The 24,491-nt window shown below is 55.5% G+C and carries 24 protein-coding genes; 8 read left to right on the top strand and 16 right to left on the bottom strand.

All coding sequences use genetic code 11. From position 1 onward, the window contains the following. Positions 1–336 precede the first annotated feature (336 nt). A complete protein-coding gene (locus ABLN87_RS09810) occupies positions 337–1,383 on the bottom strand; it encodes a helix-turn-helix domain-containing protein (protein WP_353009567.1) in 1,047 nt (348 codons plus the stop codon). 282 nt (positions 1,384–1,665) lie between these two features. Between ABLN87_RS09810 and ABLN87_RS09805 the strand changes: the two genes are divergently transcribed. The 7 genes from ABLN87_RS09805 to ABLN87_RS09775 are packed head-to-tail and all read left to right on the top strand — an operon-like array spanning position 1,666 to position 9,140. Then, positions 1,666–2,784 (top strand): aromatic ring-hydroxylating oxygenase subunit alpha, encoded by a 1,119-nt coding sequence (locus ABLN87_RS09805; RefSeq protein WP_353009564.1) that lies wholly within the window; start codon positions 1,666–1,668, stop codon positions 2,782–2,784. Beyond that, on the top strand, positions 2,781–4,316 hold the full coding sequence (betC, locus tag ABLN87_RS09800; protein ID WP_353009562.1) for a choline-sulfatase: 1,536 nt from the start codon (positions 2,781–2,783) through the stop codon (positions 4,314–4,316). The genes ABLN87_RS09805 and betC overlap by 4 nt, the downstream gene beginning before the upstream one ends. Next, entirely contained in the window at positions 4,313–5,107 is a 795-nt protein-coding gene (locus tag ABLN87_RS09795; RefSeq protein ID WP_353009561.1) for an SDR family NAD(P)-dependent oxidoreductase, read from the top strand. The genes betC and ABLN87_RS09795 overlap by 4 nt, the downstream gene beginning before the upstream one ends. Next, a complete protein-coding gene (locus ABLN87_RS09790; RefSeq protein ID WP_353009560.1) occupies positions 5,107–6,039 on the top strand; it encodes a 3-keto-5-aminohexanoate cleavage protein in 933 nt (310 codons plus the stop codon). Before ABLN87_RS09795 ends, ABLN87_RS09790 begins: the two co-directional genes overlap by 1 nt. A gap of 10 nt (positions 6,040–6,049) precedes the next feature. Further along, entirely contained in the window at positions 6,050–7,468 is a 1,419-nt protein-coding gene (locus ABLN87_RS09785) for an aminobutyraldehyde dehydrogenase (RefSeq protein ID WP_353009558.1), read from the top strand. After that, positions 7,468–8,208 carry an SDR family NAD(P)-dependent oxidoreductase gene (locus ABLN87_RS09780; RefSeq protein WP_353009555.1) on the top strand — a complete coding sequence of 247 codons (741 nt, stop codon included), beginning with the start codon at positions 7,468–7,470 and terminating at the stop codon, positions 8,206–8,208. Before ABLN87_RS09785 ends, ABLN87_RS09780 begins: the two co-directional genes overlap by 1 nt. Next, positions 8,208–9,140 (top strand): 3-hydroxyacyl-CoA dehydrogenase NAD-binding domain-containing protein, encoded by a 933-nt coding sequence (locus tag ABLN87_RS09775; RefSeq protein ID WP_353009552.1) that lies wholly within the window; start codon positions 8,208–8,210, stop codon positions 9,138–9,140. The genes ABLN87_RS09780 and ABLN87_RS09775 overlap by 1 nt, the downstream gene beginning before the upstream one ends. On the opposite strand, the gene ABLN87_RS09770 is transcribed toward ABLN87_RS09775, so the two are convergent. The 7 genes from ABLN87_RS09770 to ABLN87_RS09740 form a co-directional block, all read right to left on the bottom strand. Beyond that, positions 9,100–10,146 (bottom strand): GlxA family transcriptional regulator, encoded by a 1,047-nt coding sequence (locus ABLN87_RS09770; RefSeq protein ID WP_353009550.1) that lies wholly within the window; start codon positions 10,144–10,146, stop codon positions 9,100–9,102. The two genes, ABLN87_RS09775 and ABLN87_RS09770, sit on opposite strands and share 41 nt — an antisense overlap. A 158-nt stretch (positions 10,147–10,304) precedes the next feature. Continuing rightward, positions 10,305–11,357 carry an ABC transporter ATP-binding protein gene (locus tag ABLN87_RS09765; protein ID WP_353009547.1) on the bottom strand — a complete coding sequence of 351 codons (1,053 nt, stop codon included), beginning with the start codon at positions 11,355–11,357 and terminating at the stop codon, positions 10,305–10,307. Further along, positions 11,357–12,604: an MGH1-like glycoside hydrolase domain-containing protein gene (locus ABLN87_RS09760; RefSeq protein ID WP_353009544.1), complete on the bottom strand. Its 1,248-nt coding sequence runs from the start codon at positions 12,602–12,604 to the stop codon at positions 11,357–11,359. Before ABLN87_RS09760 ends, ABLN87_RS09765 begins: the two co-directional genes overlap by 1 nt. A 5-nt stretch (positions 12,605–12,609) precedes the next feature. Next, positions 12,610–13,818: a carbohydrate ABC transporter permease gene (locus ABLN87_RS09755; RefSeq protein ID WP_353009541.1), complete on the bottom strand. Its 1,209-nt coding sequence runs from the start codon at positions 13,816–13,818 to the stop codon at positions 12,610–12,612. Further along, complete coding sequence (locus ABLN87_RS09750) at positions 13,818–15,050, bottom strand: carbohydrate ABC transporter permease (protein WP_353009540.1); 1,233 nt, start codon at positions 15,048–15,050, stop codon at positions 13,818–13,820. Before ABLN87_RS09750 ends, ABLN87_RS09755 begins: the two co-directional genes overlap by 1 nt. 65 nt (positions 15,051–15,115) lie before the next feature. Next, positions 15,116–16,471 (bottom strand): ABC transporter substrate-binding protein, encoded by a 1,356-nt coding sequence (locus ABLN87_RS09745; RefSeq protein ID WP_353009537.1) that lies wholly within the window; start codon positions 16,469–16,471, stop codon positions 15,116–15,118. After that, positions 16,468–17,628 carry a LacI family DNA-binding transcriptional regulator gene (locus tag ABLN87_RS09740; RefSeq protein ID WP_353009536.1) on the bottom strand — a complete coding sequence of 387 codons (1,161 nt, stop codon included), beginning with the start codon at positions 17,626–17,628 and terminating at the stop codon, positions 16,468–16,470. Before ABLN87_RS09740 ends, ABLN87_RS09745 begins: the two co-directional genes overlap by 4 nt. A 246-nt stretch (positions 17,629–17,874) precedes the next feature. Here ABLN87_RS09740 and ABLN87_RS09735 point away from each other — a divergent pair, with 246 nt between their 5' ends. Further along, a complete protein-coding gene (locus tag ABLN87_RS09735) occupies positions 17,875–18,138 on the top strand; it encodes an ATP-binding protein (protein WP_353009534.1) in 264 nt (87 codons plus the stop codon). A gap of 357 nt (positions 18,139–18,495) precedes the next feature. Here ABLN87_RS09735 and ABLN87_RS09730 read toward each other — a convergent pair whose 3' ends face one another. The 8 genes from ABLN87_RS09730 to ABLN87_RS09695 all read right to left on the bottom strand — a co-directional run bounded on the left by ABLN87_RS09730 (position 18,496) and on the right by ABLN87_RS09695 (position 24,397). Further along, entirely contained in the window at positions 18,496–18,786 is a 291-nt protein-coding gene (locus ABLN87_RS09730; RefSeq protein ID WP_170537416.1) for a zf-TFIIB domain-containing protein, read from the bottom strand. A 295-nt stretch (positions 18,787–19,081) separates the two neighbouring features. Continuing rightward, positions 19,082–19,474 (bottom strand): RidA family protein, encoded by a 393-nt coding sequence (locus ABLN87_RS09725; RefSeq protein ID WP_170537414.1) that lies wholly within the window; start codon positions 19,472–19,474, stop codon positions 19,082–19,084. After that, positions 19,464–19,877, bottom strand: coding sequence for an acyl-CoA thioesterase (locus tag ABLN87_RS09720; RefSeq protein ID WP_353009531.1), 414 nt, complete (start codon positions 19,875–19,877; stop codon positions 19,464–19,466). The genes ABLN87_RS09725 and ABLN87_RS09720 overlap by 11 nt, the downstream gene beginning before the upstream one ends. Continuing rightward, positions 19,877–20,563, bottom strand: coding sequence for an ABC transporter ATP-binding protein (locus ABLN87_RS09715; protein WP_353009528.1), 687 nt, complete (start codon positions 20,561–20,563; stop codon positions 19,877–19,879). The genes ABLN87_RS09720 and ABLN87_RS09715 overlap by 1 nt, the downstream gene beginning before the upstream one ends. Continuing rightward, the gene (locus tag ABLN87_RS09710) at positions 20,560–21,309 is read right to left on the bottom strand and encodes an ABC transporter ATP-binding protein (RefSeq protein ID WP_353009526.1); all 750 of its coding nucleotides are present in this window, start codon (positions 21,307–21,309) and stop codon (positions 20,560–20,562) included. Before ABLN87_RS09710 ends, ABLN87_RS09715 begins: the two co-directional genes overlap by 4 nt. Then, positions 21,302–22,285, bottom strand: coding sequence for a branched-chain amino acid ABC transporter permease (locus ABLN87_RS09705; protein ID WP_353009524.1), 984 nt, complete (start codon positions 22,283–22,285; stop codon positions 21,302–21,304). The genes ABLN87_RS09710 and ABLN87_RS09705 overlap by 8 nt, the downstream gene beginning before the upstream one ends. Then, complete coding sequence (locus tag ABLN87_RS09700; RefSeq protein WP_353009521.1) at positions 22,282–23,202, bottom strand: branched-chain amino acid ABC transporter permease; 921 nt, start codon at positions 23,200–23,202, stop codon at positions 22,282–22,284. Before ABLN87_RS09700 ends, ABLN87_RS09705 begins: the two co-directional genes overlap by 4 nt. Positions 23,203–23,266: 64 nt before the next feature. Continuing rightward, positions 23,267–24,397 carry an ABC transporter substrate-binding protein gene (locus ABLN87_RS09695; RefSeq protein ID WP_353009520.1) on the bottom strand — a complete coding sequence of 377 codons (1,131 nt, stop codon included), beginning with the start codon at positions 24,395–24,397 and terminating at the stop codon, positions 23,267–23,269. Positions 24,398–24,491 lie beyond the last annotated feature (94 nt).

Genomic DNA, 24,491 nt, shown 5'->3' with positions numbered 1-24,491 from the left:
GACACGCTGCGGCGCAGCTCCAACTGATGTATTCGGCACGTCAGGCGGCAACAGAGTGCGCTGCGCGCCATCAGGCAGAAGAGCAAATCCCAGACCGGCCGCAAACAACAACAAAGAAATTAAGCTTGCCAGAGACACCTTGGAAAAGCGCCGCGACGACCTACCCGCTGTAACTGGTGCAGGATACGCTGAGAGCTCTCTCAGCGTCTCGGACATCTTACTGTTTTGATCGGTGACTGTTTTCATGTCACCAGAATTTGTCGCATCCCGCGAACCCGCGACCTCTAACGCGATCTAGGACGTTCGAAATCGCGATTCAGTCAATTCCAAGCGAGGTCAGCGCGCCACTTTTGACGTTGGCCCTTTTGATTTGCGCCATTCAAGCGGCGTTACGCCTGTCACACGTCGAAACTCTCTGTTGAAATTAGATTTTGTCTCAAAACCAACTTCGAACATGATCTCCGTTACCGAACGTGTGCTGTTCTCCAGCAGTTCGCAAGCCTCAGCGATACGGTATCCGTTGACGTATTGTGAGACATTGCTTCCCGTCATCCGGTTGATTGCCCCCGAGATTTGCCTCGACGGGATAACCGCCCGGCGGGCGAGGCGCGCAAGGTTTAGATCGGCGTCCCGATAGATATGTGTTTTGCTCATCAAACTCTCGATGTTTGCCATGATTTCTTGATCATCAGCGGAACCAGAGAGCGACGATGGCGCAGTTGTTGGGGCGTGTGTTGAGCTTTCACCCGTGGCTCGACCACGACTGGCCACTGCGGTGGCCATTGAAAGAAAGAGCAGAGTTGCGACATTGCCAACCGAGACGAGCTGCGGCAAATGCCGGGCATTCATGACCGCGATGTCAACTGTGATAAGCGTGTCAACCACTGCAGAAAATATCAAGACAAGTGCCGCAAAAACCAAAGCACGGTGAACCAATCCCGCAGATTCCAGCGCCGTCACCCGAAGTGCATCTGCCCCGGATCGGAGCAGAAAAAGTATTAGAGCTGCATAGACAAGGAACGTGACGATAATAATCACGTCCAGCGCAGCGGGCCAGAAAGCCATCGAAAGCAGGACCATCAAAAGTGGAATACTGTGCGGCGCAATCAGATGGAGTTTCCCAACCCGCCGTGGGCCGACCAGTTGCAACGAGCCGAAATAAACCAATGGGGCCATTACGGCCGCCAGCGGCGGCGACAGGAAGCGGACCCATTCAACACCATACCCGAAACGCAATCCGATCAACATGGACTGCAAAGCCGCACATATGATCAACAGCATAAATGCGGAGTTCTTGGGTTGATCATTCTCCCGCCGGGCGATGCTGACAAAAAGCAGTGCCAGTAAGATTGTGACAACAAAAGGCAGCGGTACAAAGATCATAGTGCAAAGATAACTCGTCATGCTTGAATAGAATGATTGCTGACAAAAGATGAGGCACCCAGCGCCAATGGTCTAGACCACAACACGATGTTTCATGACGATCATTAAGATCTTGGCAACTGTATTTCTCAGACTCCTCTTAAACAAAGCCCATTGTGATTGATCCTAATTCACAGACTCTTCCTTCGTTGAATGGCTATTTTTGTAACTAACTTGGCGAAAAATGCTAAGTTTCGTTCCTCCGCTTCAATATCGTTTTTTCAAATCCGGGAGGGTGAAAAGATGGACATCGCGGCAATTTCACATGGCTATGACGACAATCCAGCACGCTCGAAATCATTGAGGGCAGAAGCCTATACCGAGCCAAGATGGTTCGACACTGACCTAAAGTCCGTGATCGGAAAGACTTGGCAATGGATCTGCCACGTTGAAAAAACACGTGATCCGGGGGCCTATGTCACAGTTGAGATCGCAGGCCAGCCAATTGCCGTTGTCCGAGACAAAAATGGCGTGCTACGCGGGTTTTACAACGTCTGCAAACACCGTGCTCATGAACTCCTTTCAGGCGAGGGCACCACAACACGGATTATGTGCCCTTATCATGCGTGGGTCTACAAACTGGATGGGCGGTTGGTACGTGCGCCACATACCGAAAATCTCGTCGATTTCGACGTGAACGAAATTTGCTTGGACGAGGTGCAGGTTGAAGAGTTCTGTGGCTTCGTTTTCGTCAACCTAGACCCAAAAGCCATCCCGTTGGCAGAGCAGTCCGGCAATCTTGAGATCGAAGTGCGCCATTGGGCCCCGGATGTGGATCAACTGACCTTTGGCCACCGTCTGACGTACGACATCAAATCGAACTGGAAGAATGTCGTCGATAACTTCCTGGAATGTTACCATTGCCCCACCGCGCATAAGGATTTCTGCGATCTGGTGGACATGGATACCTATAAGGTAACAACGCATTCCATCTACTCCAGCCACATGGCTGACGCAGGTCAACACGCAAATTCAGCGTATGACGTTGCCAATGCCACGGTCAAAACCCACGCGGTGTGGTGGCTCTATCCAACGACCTGCCTGATGCGATATCCGGGGCGGTCCAGTATGATCGTCCTTAATATCATTCCAGTTGGGCCGGATCGGACTTTGGAAACCTACGATTTCTTTCTGGAAACGCCCGAGCCTGACGCAATGGAGCTTGATGCGATCCGATATCTGGATGAGGTTCTTCAGGTCGAAGACATCAGTCTGGTCGAAAGTGTGCAGCGCGGTATGAGCACGCCTGCCTTTACCCAAGGGCGCATCGTGCATGACCCTGATGGATCGGGAAAATCCGAACATGCTGTGCATCACTTTCACGGGCTGGTTCTGGATGCCTACACCAAAGGTGCAGCGTGACACAGCCCAACATACTCGTGATCATGGCAGACCAACTGGCGCCACACTTCACAGGAGCTTACGGGCACAAAACCGCTAAAACGCCGCATCTCGATGCGCTCGCCACGCGTGGTATACGGTTTGATGCGGCCTATTGTAATTCGCCTCTTTGTGCGCCCTCGCGCTTTGCCTTTATGTCAGGTCAGCATATCAGCCGTATTGCGGCCTATGATAACGCGTCAGAATTCAAGGCATCCATCCCGACCTTCGCCCACTATCTGAAAATGTTGGGATATCGGACCTGCCTGTCAGGCAAAATGCATTTTATTGGCCCTGACCAGATGCACGGGTTTGAAGATCGCGTGACCACCGATATCTACCCGGCCGATTTTGCCTGGACCCCGGACTGGGAAGCACCCGATGAGCGGATCGACAAATGGTATCACAATATGCAGACCGTCAAGGAAAGCGGCCTGGCACATGCAACATTTCAGATCGACTACGACGATGAGGTCGCCTTTGCCGCCAAACGGTGGCTCTTTGATGCAGCGCGCGACAAGGCGGCGGGCAACGCTGCACCCTTTGCGATGGTGGCCAGTTTCATTCACCCGCATGACCCTTATGTTGCCCGGCCCGAGTGGTGGAACCTATATTCCGACGACGATATCGAGATGCCGGACTTTGTGCCCGCGTTGGAAGAACAAGACCCGTTTTCACGCAGGCTGTTGGATGGGATCGAGGCGTCATATGTACCACTGACGGATGAGGAAGTGATCCGCGCGAGACGCGCTTACTTGGCCAATATCAGCTACTTTGACAGCAAGATAGGAGAGCTTGTTCAAACTCTTCAAGAAATAGGGGAACTCGACAATACGATCATTATCGTGACCGCAGATCACGGCGATATGCTGGGTGAACGCGGTCTTTGGTACAAGATGAACTTCTTTGAGCATTCCGCGCGCGTGCCGCTTGTGATGGCAGGCCCTGGCGTAGTGATTGGGACCGCTCAGAACGCGGTCTCGCTTGTAGACCTCCTCCCCACCTTCATCGACATCGCAGGTGGCGATCTTTCAATGTTGGGAGAGCCGATTGATGGGCGCAGTTTGATCCCCTTGATGAAGGGAGAAGACGATCCTGTAGACGAGGCGATTGGCGAATATTGCGCCGAAATGACCGGCTACCCCGTCATCATGATCCGGCGTGGGCCGCTCAAGTACATCCACTGCGACAGTGATCCCCCTCAGCTCTACGACCTTGGCCCCGATCCCAAGGAAACGCGAAATGTCGCCGCAGACCCGGGTTACACAGATGCCGCAGCTGGCTTTGCCAAGGAGGTCGCTGATCGATGGGATGGCGAAACGCTTCGAAAGCAGATCATAGCGACGCAAAGGTCACGTCGGGCTCTGCATGCTGCAATGGAAGCCGGAGCTTGCGAGGCTTGGGACTACAACCCGCCCGCTGACGCCAGCCAGCAATATGTGCGCAATCACATGGATTGGACATTTGCGGCCAGCAGGTATCGCTTCCCACCCCCGCAGGATCAAGATCAATGATGTTAAATGGAAAAATCGCACTGGTGACGGGTGCTCGCGGTGGAATTGGCCGCGCGATTGTAGCGCGGTTTTTGAAAGAGGGTGCGACGGTCTACGCGGCTGACCTGACGCCCCAAGGGTCATTGGAAAAGCACGACGACGACGGCAGTCACTTTGTGAAACTCAATGTCACTCAGGAAGCCGACGCCATAGCCGCAATGGACATCGTCGGCACGGCCCATGGCAAGTTGGACATCCTAGTAAACGCGGCGGGTATCGAGATCGAAAAGACGGTCGAAGAAACCACGCTTGAGGAATGGAACCAAAGTTTCGCGGTGAATTCTACGGGTACATTCCTCACCTCGAAACATGCGCTGCCTTTGATGCGAGCAGCAGCAAAGTCTGGTAGCAGCGCCAGCCTAATCAATTTTGGCTCCTATGACGGGTTCATCGCTGACCCGGGACTGGCTGCCTATTGCGCGACGAAAGGGGCGGTCCACGCGCTTACGCGCGCCATGGCCTGCGATCACGGCCCTGAAGGCATTCGGGTCAATGCGGTTTGCCCTGGTTACATCGATACACCCATGTTGCAGAGTTTCTTCAACGGGGATGGCTCGGGCGGTGGCGGTGGCAATATCGAAACCCTGCAAAAAGCAGTGCGCGACGTGCACCCGATGCGCACCTACGGCACACCGACGGATATCGCCAATCTGGTGAACTGGCTCGCCTCGGACGAGGCGCGCTATGCGTCAGGCCAACTATGGGTGCTGGACGGAGGTCTGTCGGCGCAAGTCCAACAGATGAAGCTCTGATGCCCAGGCCCGTTATCATCACCTGCGCACCGACTGGTGGCATTCACACGCCGTCGATGTCGCCTCACCTGCCCATCACGCCAGCTCAGATCGCAACAGCAAGCATTGAGGCGGCGGCGGCCGGCGCGTCGATTATCCACTTGCACGCGCGTCATCCGGAGACAGGCAAGCCAGATCCGCGACCAGAGCTGTTTGGCCAGTTCCTGCCCGTCATCAAGCAATCGACCGACGCTGTCATCAACGTTTCAACCGGCGGCGGGTTGGGAATGTCTATCGACGAACGGCTGTTGGCTGCCACGTCTGCGAGCCCAGAAATGGCCAGCCTGAACATGGGTTCAATGAATTTCGGGATCTTCCCGATGCTTCAGAAATACACCGAATTCCAGCATGATTGGGAACGTCCATTCCTTAAGATGACCGAAGACTTCATCTTTCCCAACACGTTCAAGACGATCCGCTACGCTATCGAAAAACTCGGCGGAGATCATGGCACGAAGTTCGAGTTTGAATGCTACGATCTTGGCCATCTCTACAACGTTAAATGGTTTGTCGATCAGGGGATCATCAAACCGCCATTCTTCATTCAGATGGTGTTTGGAATTCTGGGCGGCGTCGGGACTGACCCCGACCATTTGGTCCACATGCACAACACAGCAGACAAGCTGTTCGGATCAGAAAACTACGAATGGTCCGTGCTGGCCGCTGGCCGCCATCAGATGCCATTTGCGACGCAAAGCGCCATGCGTGGCGGCAACCTACGTGTCGGGCTAGAGGACAGCCTTTTTATTGGTAGAGGCGAACTGGCCAAATCGAATGCCGAACAGGTGGCACGGATCCGCACGATAGTTGAAAGCCTTGGCCTCACAGTTGCATCCCCTGCAGAAGCGCGCGCACGGCTTGCCCTCAAAGGTGGCGATCAGGTCGGGTTCTAGGGAGAACAACATGCAAACGAAAATTCTGATCAATGGTGAAATGGTGGACGGTACGGGCGAAGCGCTTGATGTCATGAACCCCGCAACGGGTGAGGTCATCGGGGCCGTGAATGAAGCCGGGTCAGAACAGATCGAAGCGGCTGTGCGCAGCTCTGCCGAAGCCTTCGACAGCTTCGCAGGCATGCCTCCTGCTGATCGCGCAGCCATTTTGCTGCAGATCGCTGATATCCTTGAAGAACACAGTCAGGAACTAGCAGAACTGGAAAGCCTTGACGTCGGCAAACCATGGCCCTCGGCCCTTGATGACGAAATGCCGCTAACCATCGATGTCTTTCGCTTCTTTGCCGGTGCCGCGCGCGCAATGACGGGCTCAGCCGCCGGAGAGTACGTGGCCGGGCATACATCGATGATCCGTCGTGATCCCGTGGGTCCGGTCGCCGCCATCGCACCGTGGAACTATCCTTTGATGATGGCCTCCTGGAAACTGGCGGCCCCTATCGCCGCCGGTTGCCCAGTCGTACTGAAACCATCCGAGATAACACCTCTGTCTACCCTTCGCATGGCGGAGCTGCTGCAAGACGTCCTTCCCAAAGGGGTGTTGAATGTGATCCACGGGCGCGGCCCAACTGTTGGCGACGCCCTCATCAACAGCCCCCAAATGGAAGCCATCAGCGTCACAGGTTCCCCCGCAACGGGCATGGCGGCGATGCGGGCAGCTTCGCAGCAAATCCGGCATGTCCACCTTGAACTGGGCGGAAAGGCACCTGTGATTGTCTTTAATGACGCTGATCTTGAGGCCGTAGCCGAGGCTATTCGCTTTGGCAGCTATTTCAACGCCGGTCAGGACTGTGCCCAACCCTGTCGGGTAATGGTCGCTGCCAAAGCTTATGACAAGCTCGTCTCAGCCATTGAAGGCCAGGTCAGCCAAATTCAGATCGGCGCTCCAAAGGCGGAAGGCACCGAAATGGGGCCGTTGGTCTCCTTGGCGCAAAGGGATCGCGTTGCAGGCTTCGTCGAACGTGCGCGCGGGGCTGCTGAAATCGTGACCGGTGGTGCCGAGGGTGACGGACAAGGCTTTTTCTACCAACCAACCGTCATCGCAAATGTCGACAACAATGCCGAGGTCGCCTGCAAGGAGGTATTTGGTCCAGTTGTGACAGTTTCGCGGTTCTCAGATGCGGACGATGCTCTGAGTATTGCAAACAGCGGTTCCTACGGTCTCGCATCCTCGGTCTGGACGCGTGATGTCGGCCGGGCCATGCAAATGACGTCAAAACTGCGCTATGGCTTCACTTGGGTGAATACGCATGGGGTTGCGACCCCGGAGATGCCTTGGGCCGCGATGAAAGGGTCCGGCACTGGAAGCGACATGTCTGTTTATGCGCTGGACGCATACACCGCGATCCGCCATGTGATGGTGGCGCACTAATGCGGCTGGCTGGCAAACGCGCTTTTGTTACGGGCGGCAAACAAGGGATTGGCCGCGGAATTGTTGAGGCTTTCCTGGCTGAAGGGGCTGCTGTTACGACCTGCGGGCGCGGCCCTCAACCAGATGATCTGCCAGAAAACGCAATTTGGCACACTCTGGATGTGTCCGACCCTGACGCAGTTGCAAAAATCGTCTGGACAATCGGCGGCACCGATATCCTGGTCAACAACGCGGGCGTGCAGGTCGAAAAGACCGTGGTCGACAGCACAGACGAAGATTGGAACCTGGTGATGGGCGTCAATGCGCGCGGCGTGTTCAACTGTTGTCGGGCCTTCATCCCACACATGCCTTCGGGATCGGCGATTATCAACATCGGTTCGATTTCTGGAACTGTCGCGGATCCATCAATGGCACTTTACAATGCGTCCAAGGCCTTTGTGCATGGGCTGACCCGCTCAATCGCTGTCGATCATGGCCCCGACATTCGCTGCAACGCCATCTGCCCCGGCTGGATCGAAACGGGCATGCTGGACGCCGGTTTTGATTTGGCAGATGATCCAGCACGAGCCAAACAAGACGCGCTCGCCCGGCATGCGGTCAGACGCTTTGGCAAACCGGCGGATATCGCTGCTATGGCTGTTTGGCTCGCCTCTGATGAGGCGGGCTTCGCAACCGGGCAGCTGTTCACTGTTGATGGCGGCATGACCGCAGCCTCGCCCCTTAATCCGGGATTATTCTGATGACAGAGATTAATCATACCGCCGTCCTTGGGGCTGGCGTCATCGGTGCAAGTTGGGCCGCACTCTTCCTTGCTGCGGGTCGTAGTGTCACTGTCTTTGACCCCAGCCCAACCGTTGAATCTGACGTGCGCGACTATATCGAAAAAGCATGGCCCGCCCTTGAAGAGCTTGGATTGACGACGCGCGCAACACCCGATGCCATTCGCTTTGTTGCGAGCGTAAACGAGGCTGTGCGCGACGCGCAATTCATTCAGGAAAATGTCCCGGAACGACTGCCAATCAAACACGCGACCTACAAAGAAATCGAAGCCGCGCTCGCACCAGATGTGATCGTATCCAGTTCCACCTCTGGTTTGACGCTCGAAGCATTGCAGGAAGGCTGGCAAGATCCGAGCCCCCTGATCCTTGGCCACCCGTTCAACCCGCCCCATCTGATCCCATTGGTCGAACTCACTGCTAACACCGCAACGAAAGCGGATGTCTTGGACCGAACAGAAGCGTTCTATGAGGATATCGGCAAAGTCACGATACGAATTCGCAAAGGTCTTCCGGGCCACGTTGCGAACCGCTTGCAGGCCGCTGTATGGCGCGAGGCAGTACATATGGCCATCGAAGGCGTCGCCAGCGTCGAAGACATCGACAAAGCCATGTGGGCTGGACCAGGTTTGCGTTGGGCTGCAATGGGCCCGACAACGCTCTTTCATCTAGGGGCGGGCGAAGGTGGGCTCAGGGCCTTTTGCGCGCATTTCAAGGACACGTTCAACGGCTGGTGGGATGATCTTGGGGATCCCAGACTCAATGACGATGTTATCGATCTTTTGGTCGATGGAGTTTCGTCACAATCCAAGGGCCAAAGCCCGACAGACCTATCTGCTCAACGAGATCGAATGCTCACTGCGTTGCAGACAGCGACCCGGCACCTTCGCTCTTGACGTCAGGCTGGTACATGGGCCAGGCGCGGAACTCGAACGGCACCCGCCCAGCCACCCGATCCGCGCTTGGTGCTAGGCCGAAACGTTGATGATAGGCCCGACTAAAGTGCACTTGGCTGTTGAAGCCAGAGGCCGCCGCAATCTCACTTAGCTTCAACTCAGTCTGTGTGACCAAACCACGTGCCCGATCCAGCCGGATATCACGGTAGTAAGCCACGGGCGAGCTATGTACATATTGCTTAAACAGGCGGCTGAGTTGCCGCTGTGAGGTTTGCAAACGCTCCGCAATCTCGGGGATCGACAGGGTGTTTTCCAGATGGGCTTCCATCAAATCAATGGCCGCGCGGACGATGCCAGATGTTACATAGCCCATCGGTTCAACAACCTTCGGGTTTTGTGACTGATCTTCACCTCTGACGTTGTGATGAAAAAGGTAGCGTGCTGTCGCGTTGGCGGCGCTTTCACCCGAAACTTTGTGTATGAGTTTCAGCCCCATATCCGTCGAAGCTGTTCCACCGCAACAGGTGAACATGCGACCATCCATTACAAACATGTTCTCAGAAACCGTGGTGTTGGTTGCAATTTCGATGAATGCATCAATGTGCTCATAGTGAACCGTAGCGGTCTTACCCTTAAGCAACCCCGCCATTGCCAAAATGATCGCGCCAGTGTCCAACCCACCAATGATAACACCCGATCCAGCCCATCGTTGAAGCAATGTGCGCAGTTGGCGCGACGCGTGCCGTTCGGGTGTCCAACTGGAACTGACCAGCATCATCCAGGGCTCGGATCGTTCGACCTCTTTCAACGGCCTCGTGCAAACGACCATCCCATTGCTGGCTTCAACTTCGCCACCGTCTTTGGATACGAAAACCCAATTGAACTTCGACGCTCCGCTCAGATAATTCGCAATGCGGAACGGATCGATAAATGCAGAAGTCGCCGAGACATTAAAATGCGGCGTCACAAAAACGATGATCTCAAGCTGGGCACCTGACATGGCCATTTTTGTAAAGCATCGTCCGAATTCGTCAAACGAACTTCCATGGAATGAACTGGATCATCGGATCTGACTTTGACGGCCCAAAATCGGCTTTAGTGCACCGACCGCTCCATTTCATCTGGCCTGAAAAGCACGCGAAAGACCGATCATGTCTTTGCAGCTTACTCGGTCATAGATTGTCCGTCGGCATCAAAGAAGTGTGTTTTGTCAGGTGGAAAAACCATGCCAATTCTTGCGCCGCTTCTTAGATCAGTATCCCCGTTCAGACGCACCGTGACACGTTCATCGCTGCCGCAATCAACAATCAGAAACGAGTCTGCCCCCAGATACTCGACCACCTCGATTGTACCGTCCGATTGACCAGCACCGGGATCTGCGATCTCGATATGCTCGGGGCGTATTCCGACTTTGGTTGCTTCGCTGGTCAGGGGAAACCCGCCCGAACCGCCATTGTCCAGATGATATGCGCCATCCCGCGTCGTACATGGCAGGATGTTCATCTTTGGGCTTCCGATGAACTGAGCAACAAACAGATTGGCCGGGCGTTCATACAACTCGCGTGGTGCCCCCACCTGAGCGATCTTGCCGTATTCCAGTACGACGATCCGATCCGCAAGCGTCATGGCCTCAACCTGATCATGGGTCACATAGATCATCGTGCGCTTTAGGTTCTGGTGCAGTTTCGCAATCTCGTACCGCATTTCGACCCGCAGGGCGGCATCGAGGTTCGAAAGAGGCTCATCGAACAGAAAAGCCGTGGGATCGCGGACGATCGAGCGTCCGATGGCAACACGCTGACGTTGTCCCCCGGATAGATCCTTTGGTCGGCGTTCCAGAAACGGCTCTAACTTCAACACGTCGGCGGCTTTTGCAACCTGTTCCTGAATCTCAGCCTTGGGCACGCCCGCCACCTTGAGTGAAAAGCCCATGTTTTCGCCCACGGTCAAATGCGGATAGAGCGCATAGGACTGGAAGACCATGGTGAGCCCGCGCTTGGATGGCGGGTGGTCGGTGACATCGCCGTCATTAATCAGAAGCGCACCGCGCGAGATATCTTCCAACCCGCCAATCATGCGAAGAAGTGTGGATTTCCCACAGCCCGACGGGCCGACGAAGACAACAAATTCACCTTCTTCGATCTTAAGATCGACGCCCTTGATGACCTGTGCGCTGCCGAACCATTTTTCGACGCCTTTGAGTTCTATACTGCCCATCAGTTCCTCCCAGCCCAATGCAGCCAGACAGCGGCTGTCCAGGTAAATGCCTTGCCGCCTGCGGGGCTGCCCGTCATTGGGTCAAAATATTCTGCAAAGCCAAAGGTTGAGATCAGGTCCGCTGTTTTACTGCGCAACAACTCTGCCTCTTTTTTGTAGCCCATTTCGTCCAGACCAAAACCGGCAAGCATGTTCATGATCGCCCAACTCGGTCCTCTCCAATATCGGCGAGGATCGAAGCCCGGCATTGACGGGTCATAGCTTGGGAAGGGGTATGGTACGGTTTCCAATACCGACCGTGCGCGCTGCAGCATTCCTTTAGAATCCACACCTGCATACCAGCAAAGGTAAGATGCGTTTGAAACGCTACCGGACCACTCGCCAGTGTGCGCATCGCGAGAATCAAAGGACCCAAGTTCATCATTCCAAAGCGATTGCGCCCCGGCTTCCAATTTAGCGATGTCCTCGGTCAAACCGTCAGCGGGTAAACCCAGGGCTTCGCTGACGATCAATAGATCCCGTGCAGCGCGCAAAGTGGTGAACGACATGGTCGGATCGGCAACCCGGAATGGATTGTCATCGAGCAGCTTACGCTGATCCCAATGCACGTTCCGCCCGATCTGGACCAGCTTTATATAGCGGTCGTAGTCGTATTTGGTCGGGCGGTCATCGCTGTTCACGTGCTTTGTGTCACGACGCTGATATTCGCCCACGTCCGAGGCATCCATCCGCACCATTGTGTTATCCCAATCCGGCGCATTGTCCCGGCCGGCCTCCCATGGATGGGTGGTGCAAACTGCACCATGGTCATCAAGGCGCCACGTCATGATCCACCGGTGCCAGGCCAGCAGCGCCGGGAACAATGAACGCATCCGCACCTCACCGGCTTCGGGGTCTTTTTCCCAGATCTTGCGCGCCATCGTTGCGGCAATCGGTGGCTGGATAATACCTGAGGACGGAATTGGCCCGTTGCAGCCCCAGACGTCAGGGCCCGGGAAATAACCCTCATCCTGCTTATGAAACAGGATATGTGGCACCATACCGTCATCCCATTGGCCTGAAAACAATGTCTCGATTTCGACCCATGCGCGGTCGATGTCGAACTCGGCAAAGCCCAGCGCAGCAATGGCACTGTCCCAGTTCCATTGATAGGGGTACAGCCCCTCGGTTGGGATGGTGTAACCGCCGCGATCGTTGGCAATCAGAATGTTGCGTGCCTCGCGGTCGGGGTTTGTATGTTGGTTCATCTCGGTCATCCTTTGACAGACCCTGCCGTCAGGCCTTTGGTCATGAAACGTTCAAGCCCCAGGAACAGCGCCATGATCGGAACAGTGGCGATCACCGCGCCGGCCATAAGGTGCTGTCGGGGAATTTCCGAGGAGTTCAGCATGGTGACGCCTCGGGTCAGAGTGAATTTCGACGGATCGTCCAGCAGCATGAAGGCCAGCAGGAACTCGTTCCAGGCAATCATGAAGACATAGAGTGAGACCGAGGCCAGGGCTGGCAGGCTAAGTGGCAGTGTGATCTTCCAGATTACTGCCAACCTCGAAAGCCCGTCCATCAGACCGGCCTCCTCCACCTCGGTCGGGAGACCACGGAAATACCCCTGCAGCATGTACAGCGCGACGGGAATCGTCGTGACCGGATAGATCATCACGATGCCCAGGATCGAGTTGCGCAGACCAGTCAGCGAGAACGCAATATAGATCGGCAGCGCCAGAACGATCATCGGCACCATGTAGATCAGTAGGATCGAGCGAGAGAACGCCTTTTGCCCCTGAAACCGGAAACGCGCGACGGCATAGGCACCTGGAACGCTAAACGCCAGTGTGATGAAAACTGTCAGGACCGAGACATAAAGAGAGGTCCAAAGATAGGTGCCGAAGTTAAAATCGCGGAACAGTTCCGTATAGCTGCGAAACAGCGCCCAACCCTGCGAAAGGTCCACCGAGAAATCCAGCGGATTTTGTAACAGCGCCTGTTGCGATTTCAGGCTGGTCATTACCATCACATAGAAGGGAATGACGACGATGGCGGTAAAGAAGATATAGCCGAATCCGGTGCAGAAGCGGATCACCGCATCCTCGAACTCATGGCGGGTTAGCTCACCGAAAGGAAGTTCCTTCAAGATTTCTGCCATTGAAAGATGCATCACCAAAGCCATGGCGATGACGGTGATCATCGTGGCCTGCAGCGTCGTGTCTGACCCGACCAGAACCGGACCAAAACCTGTCACGCAGGACAGGCCCAACAGGGCCGTCACACCCAGGCGTGCCGGGGCAAGGCGCGCCGGAAAGCGAGCGTAGGTTAGACCAACCACCGCCCCCCAGATCAGGCTCATCAGAACTTGCGGGCGAAAGGCCGCGCCCGTCGCGAAAGACATAGTCACCGCGACGGTTGTGGAAATGACCACCAGCCACAGTGCACCCAAAACAGGTCCTGTGATAAATCCATTGCGCATCACAAACCCTCCTCACGGCTGATGAAGCGGAAGAAGACGAAGCTGAAGGTGATCAGGCACATCAGGATCACAACAGCAACGGCAGCGCCTGCACCGATATTCGAGATCGCAAAGGCTTGCTCATAGACGTTCACGGTCAATGTGCGGGTCCCCGCATTGCCGCCGGTCAGCAAGAAGATGTCGTCGAACTTATTGAACGTCCAAATAAAACGCAGCAGGAACAGCACCGACAGGATGCCCAGCAATTGCGGAATGCTCAGCAGCCAGAACTTTTGGAATGGTGAGGCCCCATCCATATCGGCAGCTTCGTACATGCTGGAGTCGATGGACTGCATCCGCGCCAGAATGAACAGGAAGGACAGCGGGAAGTAACGCCAGATTTCGAACACCGTGACCATGATCAGTGCCAGAGGTCGTTCGCCGAAAAAGTTGATCGGATCGTTACTAAGCCCCATTTGCACCAGCAATGCATTGGCCGAGCCAGAGAAGGGGTCAAACAGTGTAACCCATGTGAAGGCCACGGCAATCACGGGGGCGACATACGGGAATAGATACAAACCTCGGATGAAGCCCTGACCTCTGAAGCTTTTGTTCAGCAACAGCGCAGCAAACAGGCCCATGACCAAGGCACCAATTGTACCGAAGACGGTGTAAAACAAGGTGACCCAGAGAACGCCCCAGAATTCTGATCCGTCAAAGACACGAGCGAAGTTTTCCAGACTGAACTCCGGATTGGTCAGAACGTTTGGTCCTTTGCCAGTAATGCCCGGTTCGGATCCTTCCAACAAATCTTCAAATGCGTCCTTATCACCATCCAGGGTGACCGGAATGCGAATGCGTTCACGTTGACCACCTTCCAACGTGCCGAAATCGCAGAATAGGTCTTGTCCATTCAGAATGCAGGGGGTGGCGACCTCACCCGCGGTGACACCATCAGGCAAAACATCGCTAAGCGTCACACCTTCGACAGCGATTTCCTGACTAGAGTTGCGCAGTCGGTATTCGATACGCAGATCGTCACCCGACCCTCGCAGGCTCTCGCGTACGACGGGCGCAGGTGGACGCAGATCCGACAGCGAGAAGGGTTTGAAGCTGATCCAGATGATTGCCAGCAATGGCAAGATCACAACCAGCGACACGCTGATGATGGTTGGGGCCAGCAGCGCCCAGGCCAGACGCGCCTCGCGTTTGGCTAGGGCCCCGGTTCCGGTCGGTGGGGTGGCCGAAGTCATGAGGTACCTCGAGGGGTTGGGTGCAACGGCGCGAACGCCGCTGCAGATGCCAAAGAGAGGTCGCGTTATTCGACCTTGGCGAGTTCGTCATTCATGGCGGCAACCGCAGTTGCAGCGTCAATTTCGCCATCAATATATTGACGGACGACCCGATTGATCGCCTGGCTGTTGATCATCTTCGACGCCAGTGCCAGCTGACCTTCGGCCACGCCCCAGCGCTGGGCAACGTCCAGACCACCAACGATTTCATCGATCATGGCCTGTTCATAGAGATCCCCGAGCGGGGCTTTGCGATCAACACCAACCGGCAGTTCAGCCCATGCTTCCGCAAAGGCAGTCGGGTTATCGGCATTTCCACGACGGACAGGGAACTTGCCCTCTGGTGCGATAGCCAGAGTTTGGGTGTATCCGTCATCCATAGCAAACTTCACAAAGTCGATCGCCGCATCGGTATCCGCATCGCTGGTAATACCGAAGTAACGCACATCACCCCAAGCAGCTCCATCGGGGTTCGAGGGGCCGGACAGCTTGGTCACGATACCGGTCTTGCTGGCCAGATCGCGCGAGGTCGGATCGTCGTTGATGGTTGGCGGCGCACTGTCGCGCAGACCAGCCAGCTCGTCCAGAATGAATGGGGACCAGATGATCATCGCGGCTTTGCCGTCGAAATACAGTTCACGCGATTGCTTCCAGTACAATTCACCCGGAGGCGAGGCCTGAGAGATCGCTTTATAGAAATCCAGAACCTCGGTGGTCTTGGCTTCGTCCAATGGCTGGAAGCCCTCGGAACCCACAGGGCTGACGCCATTGGCTAGGAAGACATGCTCCAACACCTGACTCATGAAGTTTTCATCAACCTTGGTGGCCGAAACAAACCCGTACATTTCAGGTGGGTTATGCAGTGCATCCAGCGCTGCCTGAATGTCGGCAAAGCTGTTCGGCGCTTCCAGACCCGCCTCATCAAACAGATCCTTGCGATAGACCACCATCTGCGTCCAGCCGTCGACCGGAACCGATGCAGTTTCATCATCAAAGGCGGCCATGGACAGAGGGCCCGGGGCAAAGGTATCCGCGCCCAGATCCTCGATCACTTCACTTGCAGCCCCGGTGTCCAGAATACCTGCTTCAGCCCAGGGAAGGGCATATTGCAGCGGGTGATAAACCACGTCCGGCAGATCGCCGGCAGCAAAGGCGGCGGTGGCGCGGGTGCCAAGATCGCTTTCGGTAACCGGGATCACCTCAACTGTTGTGCCGGTCTGGGCCTTGAACTTATCAGCCATCTCCTGCTGTCTGGCCAGACGCTCTGGTTGTTCTTCGGTTGTCCAGAAACGGATCGTGTCCGCCTGCACGGATAGCGCAGTCAGCGCGAGTGCAAGCGACGAGCCTAGCATAAGCTTGGCCGCTTTGGGCGTGAGTTTCATTGATTGGTTCCTCCCGAGATGTGTTCATTAGATTTCGTGATCTTTTCCGCCAACTCCTCCGAGGTCAGCGATGGCGGGCCGTCAGAGGCCCGTTCGGTCAAAGATGCCTCGCCAAGCTCGCGCAAAGTGTCAGGGGCTTCTCCCCGGATTTGGCGGATTAGCAGTGTTGCGAGGCGAGCCCCCGCAGCGTGGCTATCAACATTGAACGTTGTCAGGCCTGGACGGGCGTAGTGGCATTCAGGGATACCGTCATAGCCGATGATCGAAATATCCTGTCCGATCTTCAGCCCCAGATCGGTTGCGACCCCGTAACATCCCAAGGCCGCCAGGTCGGTGGCAAAAACGATCGCGGTGGGTGGCCGATCCAGACCCAAAAGGGCCCGGCTTTCAGCGGCCCCTTCTTCGCGCGTTCGGGCGCCGTTCCGCACAAGCTCTGGATCGAAGGGCAACCCAGCGATACCCAGCCCTTCAACATAACCATCCCGGCGGAGATGGCTGTAGTTGAATTTTAGATCGCTGCCGACATACCCGATGCGGGTATGATTGTGACCTGCCAGCCGAAGCACCGCCTTGCGGATGGCTGTCTCGCCCGAGATATCGAACCACGATGTATTTGCAGGCGGAGTGGCGCATCCATATCCAGTGCGGCCATAAAGAATGAACGGTACATCCAGATGCCGTAAAAATCGAATACGCGCGTCGTTGACCGCAGTTCGAGGCAGGATAAACCCATCGGCCTTGTGCTCTTCCACAAGACGGGCAAGAACCTTAAGCGTGTCCTGCTCAGATCTTGCGGTTGATATCGTCATCGTCCAGTCAAATCCGCTGGCGGCCTCGCAAGCTCCGGCTAGGAATTCCTGCAGAAATGGGTTGTGGCCATCCGGCTCGTCAGCGTTGAGCACCATCGCAATGGCGCGAACACGCCCGGTTCGAATAGCTTGTGCATGGCTAAGGGGACGGTACCCCAACTTACGTGCCATGGTTTCAACACGCTTGCGCGTGGTTTCGGAAATATCGGGATATCCGTTCAGCGCGCGCGAAACCGTGCTTTTCGAAAGACCAAGCCGGGCTGCAAGATCATGGATCTTAACACGGCCAGAAATCTGCTGATTTTCAGCAACAGATACATCCAACCGATTTGTAAGATTCGCTCCCATCTTTTCGATTTTCGATGCCGAAACCGGTTTCGGCAACAGATTTGTAGAACTTCTGCCGCCTGAACCTCTGGCGTCAAACAAACTTGGTTCCTGGAAGACGCCTATAATTCCAGAATCCGAAGAGACACTGGCGCGGCGATCTCGGGTCAGGATTCACAACCAGTAGATAATGGTCGTTACGAAGGCGACTGAGGGAAGGAAGACCTGGAATAGCGATCACAACGTAACGCCACTTGTGCCCAATTCTTGAGCCAAACAACATTCCAGGTCACCGCAAGGCGTACTGAAAGCGGTATCGAACTTTGTATCGAAGATGACGCACCCGGCATTCCGGAAGGCGCCCGAGACGAAGCGCTTCGGTCCGGCAGTCGGCTGGACACCTCAGTAAGAGGAACTGGTTTAGGTCTGTCTATTTCCGTTGATCTACTGGCTGCCTATGTTGGGAAGCTGGAACTTAGAACATCGGAGCGCCTGGGTGGCTTGGCCTGTGAGGTAACGCTTCGGATGTGAGCAAAGCGCTCTGCTTATTGCGCTAGCAGTCAGGGCGCAACCTCTTCCGATCTGAAATCGCCGTCTGCATAGACGCCAAACCAGTCTTTGACGCACACCGCAGCGCGTGTTGCTATGAGCTTAGGCGATCCCTCATTTTCAGGCGATCAGGGCAGGCAGCCGGCCCAAACGGGACACCCGACCGAATGCCTAGACGCTGCAGCTGTGGCGAAAGCCCGGTCTTGCAAAGCTGCGTGGCAGCGCTTGAAGGCCTAGGCCAAGTCCTCAATCCGGACTTGCCCGGCAGTCACACAATAGGACCGGCAAGCGGTCATACATGCACGCAGGGCGGTTGAGATCACGAGGAGCGTGACGTGCCTAGTCGAAAATCTCTAGCAAATTGTCGAACATGCCGCCGCGCTTGCGGCGTTTTGGGTAACCCTGCGGCGTGCGCTGAGGGCTTTCGTGATAATGCACATCAGAATATGCATCGTCAGCGGAGACGCCGCTATCGATGAGCGCTTCTTCGCGGATGGCCATGATGATCTTTTCTAACTCTCCACGATCCAACCAGATGCCCCCCGAAGAAGGACAGATATCCATCTTTACACCATAACGTTCCACCTCACGCATGGGCGAACCGTCGATTGGAGATGTCATCAGGGGCATATGCGATATCCTTTGCTAAGCGAGATTTACCAGTGAGCAGACCTTACATAAATTGTAGTTGAGCGATGCCTTTACAAGGCTCAGAACTCCATCGCATCAGTGGTTGTCTTCACAGGATTGGTTCGCCGCGCTCTGGATAACATCGCCCGAAGTGCTCCAATCGATGAAACTACGTTCCATCAAGGCCTGGTCAGTGAACTCGCAAGATAGTCAGCACGGATCGAAGGCAGTGTGTCGCCATACCGATCGAACGGCCTTCGTTACATATTGCAGAAGAAAACGGCTTGCACCGACATCACAATTGGGCCGTTGCTTCGATTTCGACCTTTGCCGCGTCTTCGACAAGGCCGGCAACAACCACCATCGACATGGCCGGGAAGTGTCGACCAAAAATCTCCCGATAGGCCTGGCCAACTTCGCGTTGGGCGGCCAAGTATTCAGCCTTGTCCGTGACAAACCACGTCAGGCGCATCACATCCTCGACTTTGCCACCGGCCGTTTCGACAATTGTGCGGATGTTGAGTAGCGCCTGACGCATTTGACCGATGAAATCGTCACTCACGAACTCTTTGTTTGCATCCCATCCAATCTGGCCACCAATATGAAGCGTGCCATCTTTCGCCAGTATTCCATTTGCATAGCCCAGCGCCGGCAGCCAACCTTCGGGGTGTATTACGTCATGCGGCATCAGTGGGCTCCTTCAAGTCTTGCAGTCGTTGTGCGATCCGTTCCGGCCAAGGCGCTGCACGTCCTGTCGCGTTGATGTGAACCAAGGTTGCCTCGGTTGCGAATCTAAGCTCTTCTTCACAATGCGCAGTCAGGCGAAACGTCATTGATCGGCGGCTGATGGCAGAAATCTTCAAGCGCAATACCAGCTTGTCCCCGTGCCGGCTTGGGGCGGCAAACCTCGTGTTGATCTGTGCCGTCGGCACGCCGCTCTGGCCATGAATGTCTTCGAACGGCCAATCCAGCACGTCCGCGAAAAAACACTCAACACAGTCGTTTATCATCTCGAAATAGCGTGGGTAGAAGACAATCCCGGCAGGGTCGCAGTGTTTGAACATGACTTTTTGGGTAAGTTCAAAGCTCATCACACACCTACATATTGCGCGGTCAATTCGGGCGTCAAAGCGTCCATTTTGCCAGCCCAAACCGTCTTGCCCCGCGCCAAGATGACGGCGTTGTCGGCAACCGAGGACAGCTCGCGCAGGGATTTATCGATCAACAGGATCGACATTCCGGTCTCACGCTTAATCTGCGTGATCGCTGCCCAAATTTCTTGGCGAACAATCGGGGCCAGGCCCTCAGTTGCCTCGTCCAACACCAAAAGCTGAGGATTGGTCATCAATGCCCGCCCAATTGCGAGCATCTGTTGCTCTCCACCCGAAAGCGAGGCCGCGCGTTGGCCTTTGCGTTCTTCAAGTCGGGGAAAAAGCCGGGCAATGGCTTTTAAATCCCAAGCGCCAGAGCGCGCCGCAGCAATGAGGTTCTCTTCGACCGTCAGGTCCCGAAAGCAACGACGCCCCTCTGGCACCAATCCAACACCCAGCCGAGCCACGTTATGGCTCGCCAGCTTATGCAGGTTTTTGCCACTAAATGTCAGGTTGCCGGACGCGTCGATCATTCGGCAGATCGCTTTGACTGTGGTGGATTTTCCCATACCATTCCGCCCCATCAATGCACAGACCTCGCCTGCGTTCAGGGTCAGATCAACTCCGAACAAAGCAGGCGTACGACCGTAGGATGCTGTCAGGTTTTCAACCTTGAGCAAGCTCATGCCTCCTCCCCCAAATAGGCCTCTCGGACCTCGGGCGATGATCGAATTTCGTCTACTGTTCCGGACGCGATCACCTGGCCATAGACGAGAACGCTGATCCTATCGGCCAGCGAGAAAACCGCATCCATGTCATGTTCAACCAGCAGGATCGGTGCCTCGTGGCGCAGTTTGTCCAGGAAACCGGTCATCTCCTTCGACCCCTCCGCACCCAATCCCGCCATCGGTTCATCCATGACAAAGGCCTTAGGGGACAGGGTTAAGGCAACGGCGACTTCCAATTGCCTACGTTGCCCATGGCTGAGATTGGCAGTGGTTTGACCTGCGGCACCGTCTAAGCCGACGCGGACAAGCGCCTCTATAGCCCTGTCGCGCAAGTCTGTGTCCCGGCTTGCTGCGCCCCAAAAACGCCAAGGATTTCCGGAATGTCCAAGCGCACCCAGCAGCGCATTTTCAAGCACGGTGTCTTCCATCGCAAGAGCAGAGATTTGGAAGGTTCGCCCTAAACCGGCCCTGGCACGTTCCTGCGTCGATTTGGACGAGATGTCCTGATTGTTCAAGTAGACGCGGCCGGAATCGGACCTCAAGCCTCCACAGATTTGCCCAATCAGCGTTGACTTGCCCGCGCCGTTCGGACCGATGATGGCGTGGATTTCCCCAGCCCTCAAATCAATCGAAACGTCTTGCGTGGCCTTGAGCGCGCCAAAGCTTTTTTTGAGGTTCCGCGTGGACAACACAACGTCAGACATGGGGCCCCTCTTTGCCGGTCAAAATGCCCAACAGGCCACCGCGGGCGAACAGCACAATCAGAAGCAGGATCACTCCAAGCCAAACGTGCCAGAAATCGGTCAAACCGCCCAATAAATGCTCGAGCATCACAAATAGTGCGGCCCCAATGACAGGACCCATCAAACGCCCAACACCACCAATGATAATCAGAACAATCAACTCGCCCGACAATTGCCAACTGAACATCGTTGGGCTCACGAAGCGATTCAGATCAGCAAAAAGAGCACCCGCTAATCCGGTCACCGCGCCGGAGATGACAAAGGCCAAAAGCTTCAGGCGCATCGGGTTCAACCCGACCGTTTCCACGCGTTGCGGCACCTGTCGTGCTGCGTTCAAAGCCAATCCGAAAGGAGATGCACGAAGCCGCCAGTGGAGCAGCAGCGCGGCGCACAGCGCCGCGAAACACAGGCCAAAGAACTGGAACGGGACAAGTGTGTTCATGCCTGGAAATCCGTTGCGCACGTAAATCGACAGACCATCTTCGCCGCCATAGGCGCTCCAGGAAATGGAGAAGAAAAAGAACATCTGACCAAACGCGAGCGTGATCATGATGAAATAGACACCCGTTGTGCGCAGAGACAGTAGCCCGATCAACAACGCCGCCAGGGCGGAAGTGACACTCGCCGTCAACCATATCACCGGCATGGATTTTGTGCCCTCGATGCTAAATGGTCCAAGCTCCAGCGCGGTATATGTCTGGGCATGATGGGCGAGAATGCCCATCGCATAGCCACCAAGGCCAAAAAACACCGCATGTCCAAGGCTCACCAAGCCGCCAATCCCAAGCGCGATGTTCAACCCCACCGCGGCCAGCGCCAGAATAACGGCCCTTGTGGCCAATGTGATCGTGAATGGTTCATCAACCGCAAGAGCCCAAAGCGGCACGACCGAAAGCCCGGCCAGCACGACCCAATTGACATAATGTTCCTTGATCATGCCCGCACCCCAAACAAACCAGTCGGGCGCCAGATCAAAACGATGCTCATAAGGATATAGACAGCCATCGACGCCAAGGCAGAGCCGGTTTGCGTCGCAGCGCCTGCTTCCATGAACAGTTTGAAAACTTCCGGCAGGAATATTCCGCCCAGTGTATCGGTCAATCCGACGAGGACAGCTCCGATGAACGCCCCTTTGATCGAGCCGATCCCACCGATCACGATCACCACAAAGGCAAGGATCAACACAGGTTCTCCCATCCCCACCTGCACCGATTGGATCGCGCCCACTAAGGCACCTGCAAACCCGGCTAGCGCCGCGCCCAGGGCAAAGACGATCGTGTAGAGTTTCGAGATATCGACGCCAAGCGCTGCGATCATCTCGCGGTCATTTTCTCCTGCGCGGATTTGGATACCGATCCGGGTACGGGCGGTAAGCCACCATAGCCCAAGGGCTACCACAATACCCACGCCAATAAGGGTCAAACGATAAAAGGGATATTCAATACCGCCCGGCAATGTGATCGGGCCAGACAGGTAATCGGGGATGTCAAGAAACAGAGGGAAAGACCCAAAAACCCATCTCGTACCTTCGGAAAAGATCAAAATCAGGGCAAATGTCGCCAATACCTGATCCAAATGCGGAGCATGATAAAGCCGTCGGATAACGGTCATTTCAACAATCGCGCCAGCACAGGCCGCGGCAGCCAGCGCCGCCACAAGCGCCAGAACGAAAGAGCCTGTGTATCCGGCAACGGCTGCGGCCGCGAAGGCCCCAACCATGTACAGCGAGCCATGGGCCAGATTAATCAACCCCATAACGCCGAAGATCAGGGTCAGGCCTGCTGCCATCAGAAATAGCATAACACCAAACTGAAGCCCGTTCAGAACCTGCTCAAAAATGAGAATAGCTGACATTCAATCGCCTCGGAAACAAACAGGCCTGCCGTGCACACCACGCGCGGCAGGCCTGCCATCGTCACTACATCTTGCAATCACCCGCGTAGGCGTCAGCGTGGTTTTCGAGAGCAGCACCAAGAATTTTGTTGGTGAAAACGTCACCTTCCTGGATCACCTCACGGGCATAGATCGTTTGCACCGGGTGATGGTTGTCGCCAAAGGCAAAGTCGCCGCGCGTGCTGTCAAACTCGGCGGCTTTCAGAGCCGCGCGGAACGCGTCGGCGTCGTCAACACTCGTGGTGTTCAGGGCCGATAGGATCAGGTTTGCCGTATCGAACCCCTGGCTTGCATACAGCGACGGAAGACGCCCGTATTCGGCCTGAAAGCTCTCGACGAAGGCTGCATTTGTCGGATTGTCGATATCCTTGTTCCACTGCGACGTGTTCACCACGCCCAAGGCGGCGCCACCCACCGCTTGCAGGATACCTTGGTCAAAACTGAACGCCGGACCGACCACAGGCAGATCAACACCGCTATCTGCATATTGCTTCAAGAAGGAAATTCCCATTCCGCCGGGCAAGAAGAAAAACACGCTATCTGCGCCCGAGGCACGGATCTGCGCGATCTCTGCCGCATAGTCTGTTTGGCCAAGTTCGGTGTAAAGCTCGCCGGCCAGCTCACCTTCAAAGAAACGCTTATATCCGGTCAAAGCATCTTTCCCTGCCGGGTAATTGGGGGCAAGGATAAAGCTGTTGGCGTAGCCCGCACCGTTTGCATATGCGCCAGCAGCCTCGTGAAGATTGTCGTTCTGCCAGGCAACGTTGAAGTAGTTTTTGTGGCAGCCTTTGCCGGCCAATGCCGAAGGTCCCGCATTCGGCGACAGATAGAAAACGTCTTGGTTTACAGCAGATGGGACGACAGCCATGGCCAAGTTTGACCAGATGATTCCAGTCATAATGTCAACTTTCTCGGACTGGATCATCTTGTCTGACAGCTGAACCGCGATATCCGGCTTGCGCTGATCGTCTTCAATCACAACTTCTACATCATCGCGGCCGGATTGTTTGATTGCCAGCATGAAGCCATCGCGCACATCAATCCCCAGCCCGGCACCTCCTCCTGAAAGTGTCGTGATCATGCCGATCTTGGTCTCTGCCACCGCTCCAGTAGCGGCAAGCGCAAGCGCTGTTGTCATCGCAAGTATTTTTTTCATTGGTTTTTCCTTTCCCTGTTTCGTTTCGGTACGGTTAGCTTGTTTCCACCGTAAGCGTGGCTTTGTCCTCTCGATCCCGCCCAAATCGAGGGGA

Origin of the sequence: Ruegeria sp. SCP10, assembly GCF_040329495.1 — a bacterium.
Taxonomy (GTDB): Bacteria; Pseudomonadota; Alphaproteobacteria; order Rhodobacterales; family Rhodobacteraceae; genus Ruegeria.
The sequence above is the reverse complement of the archived record's forward strand: the minus strand, read 5'-3'. Positions and strand labels throughout refer to the sequence as shown.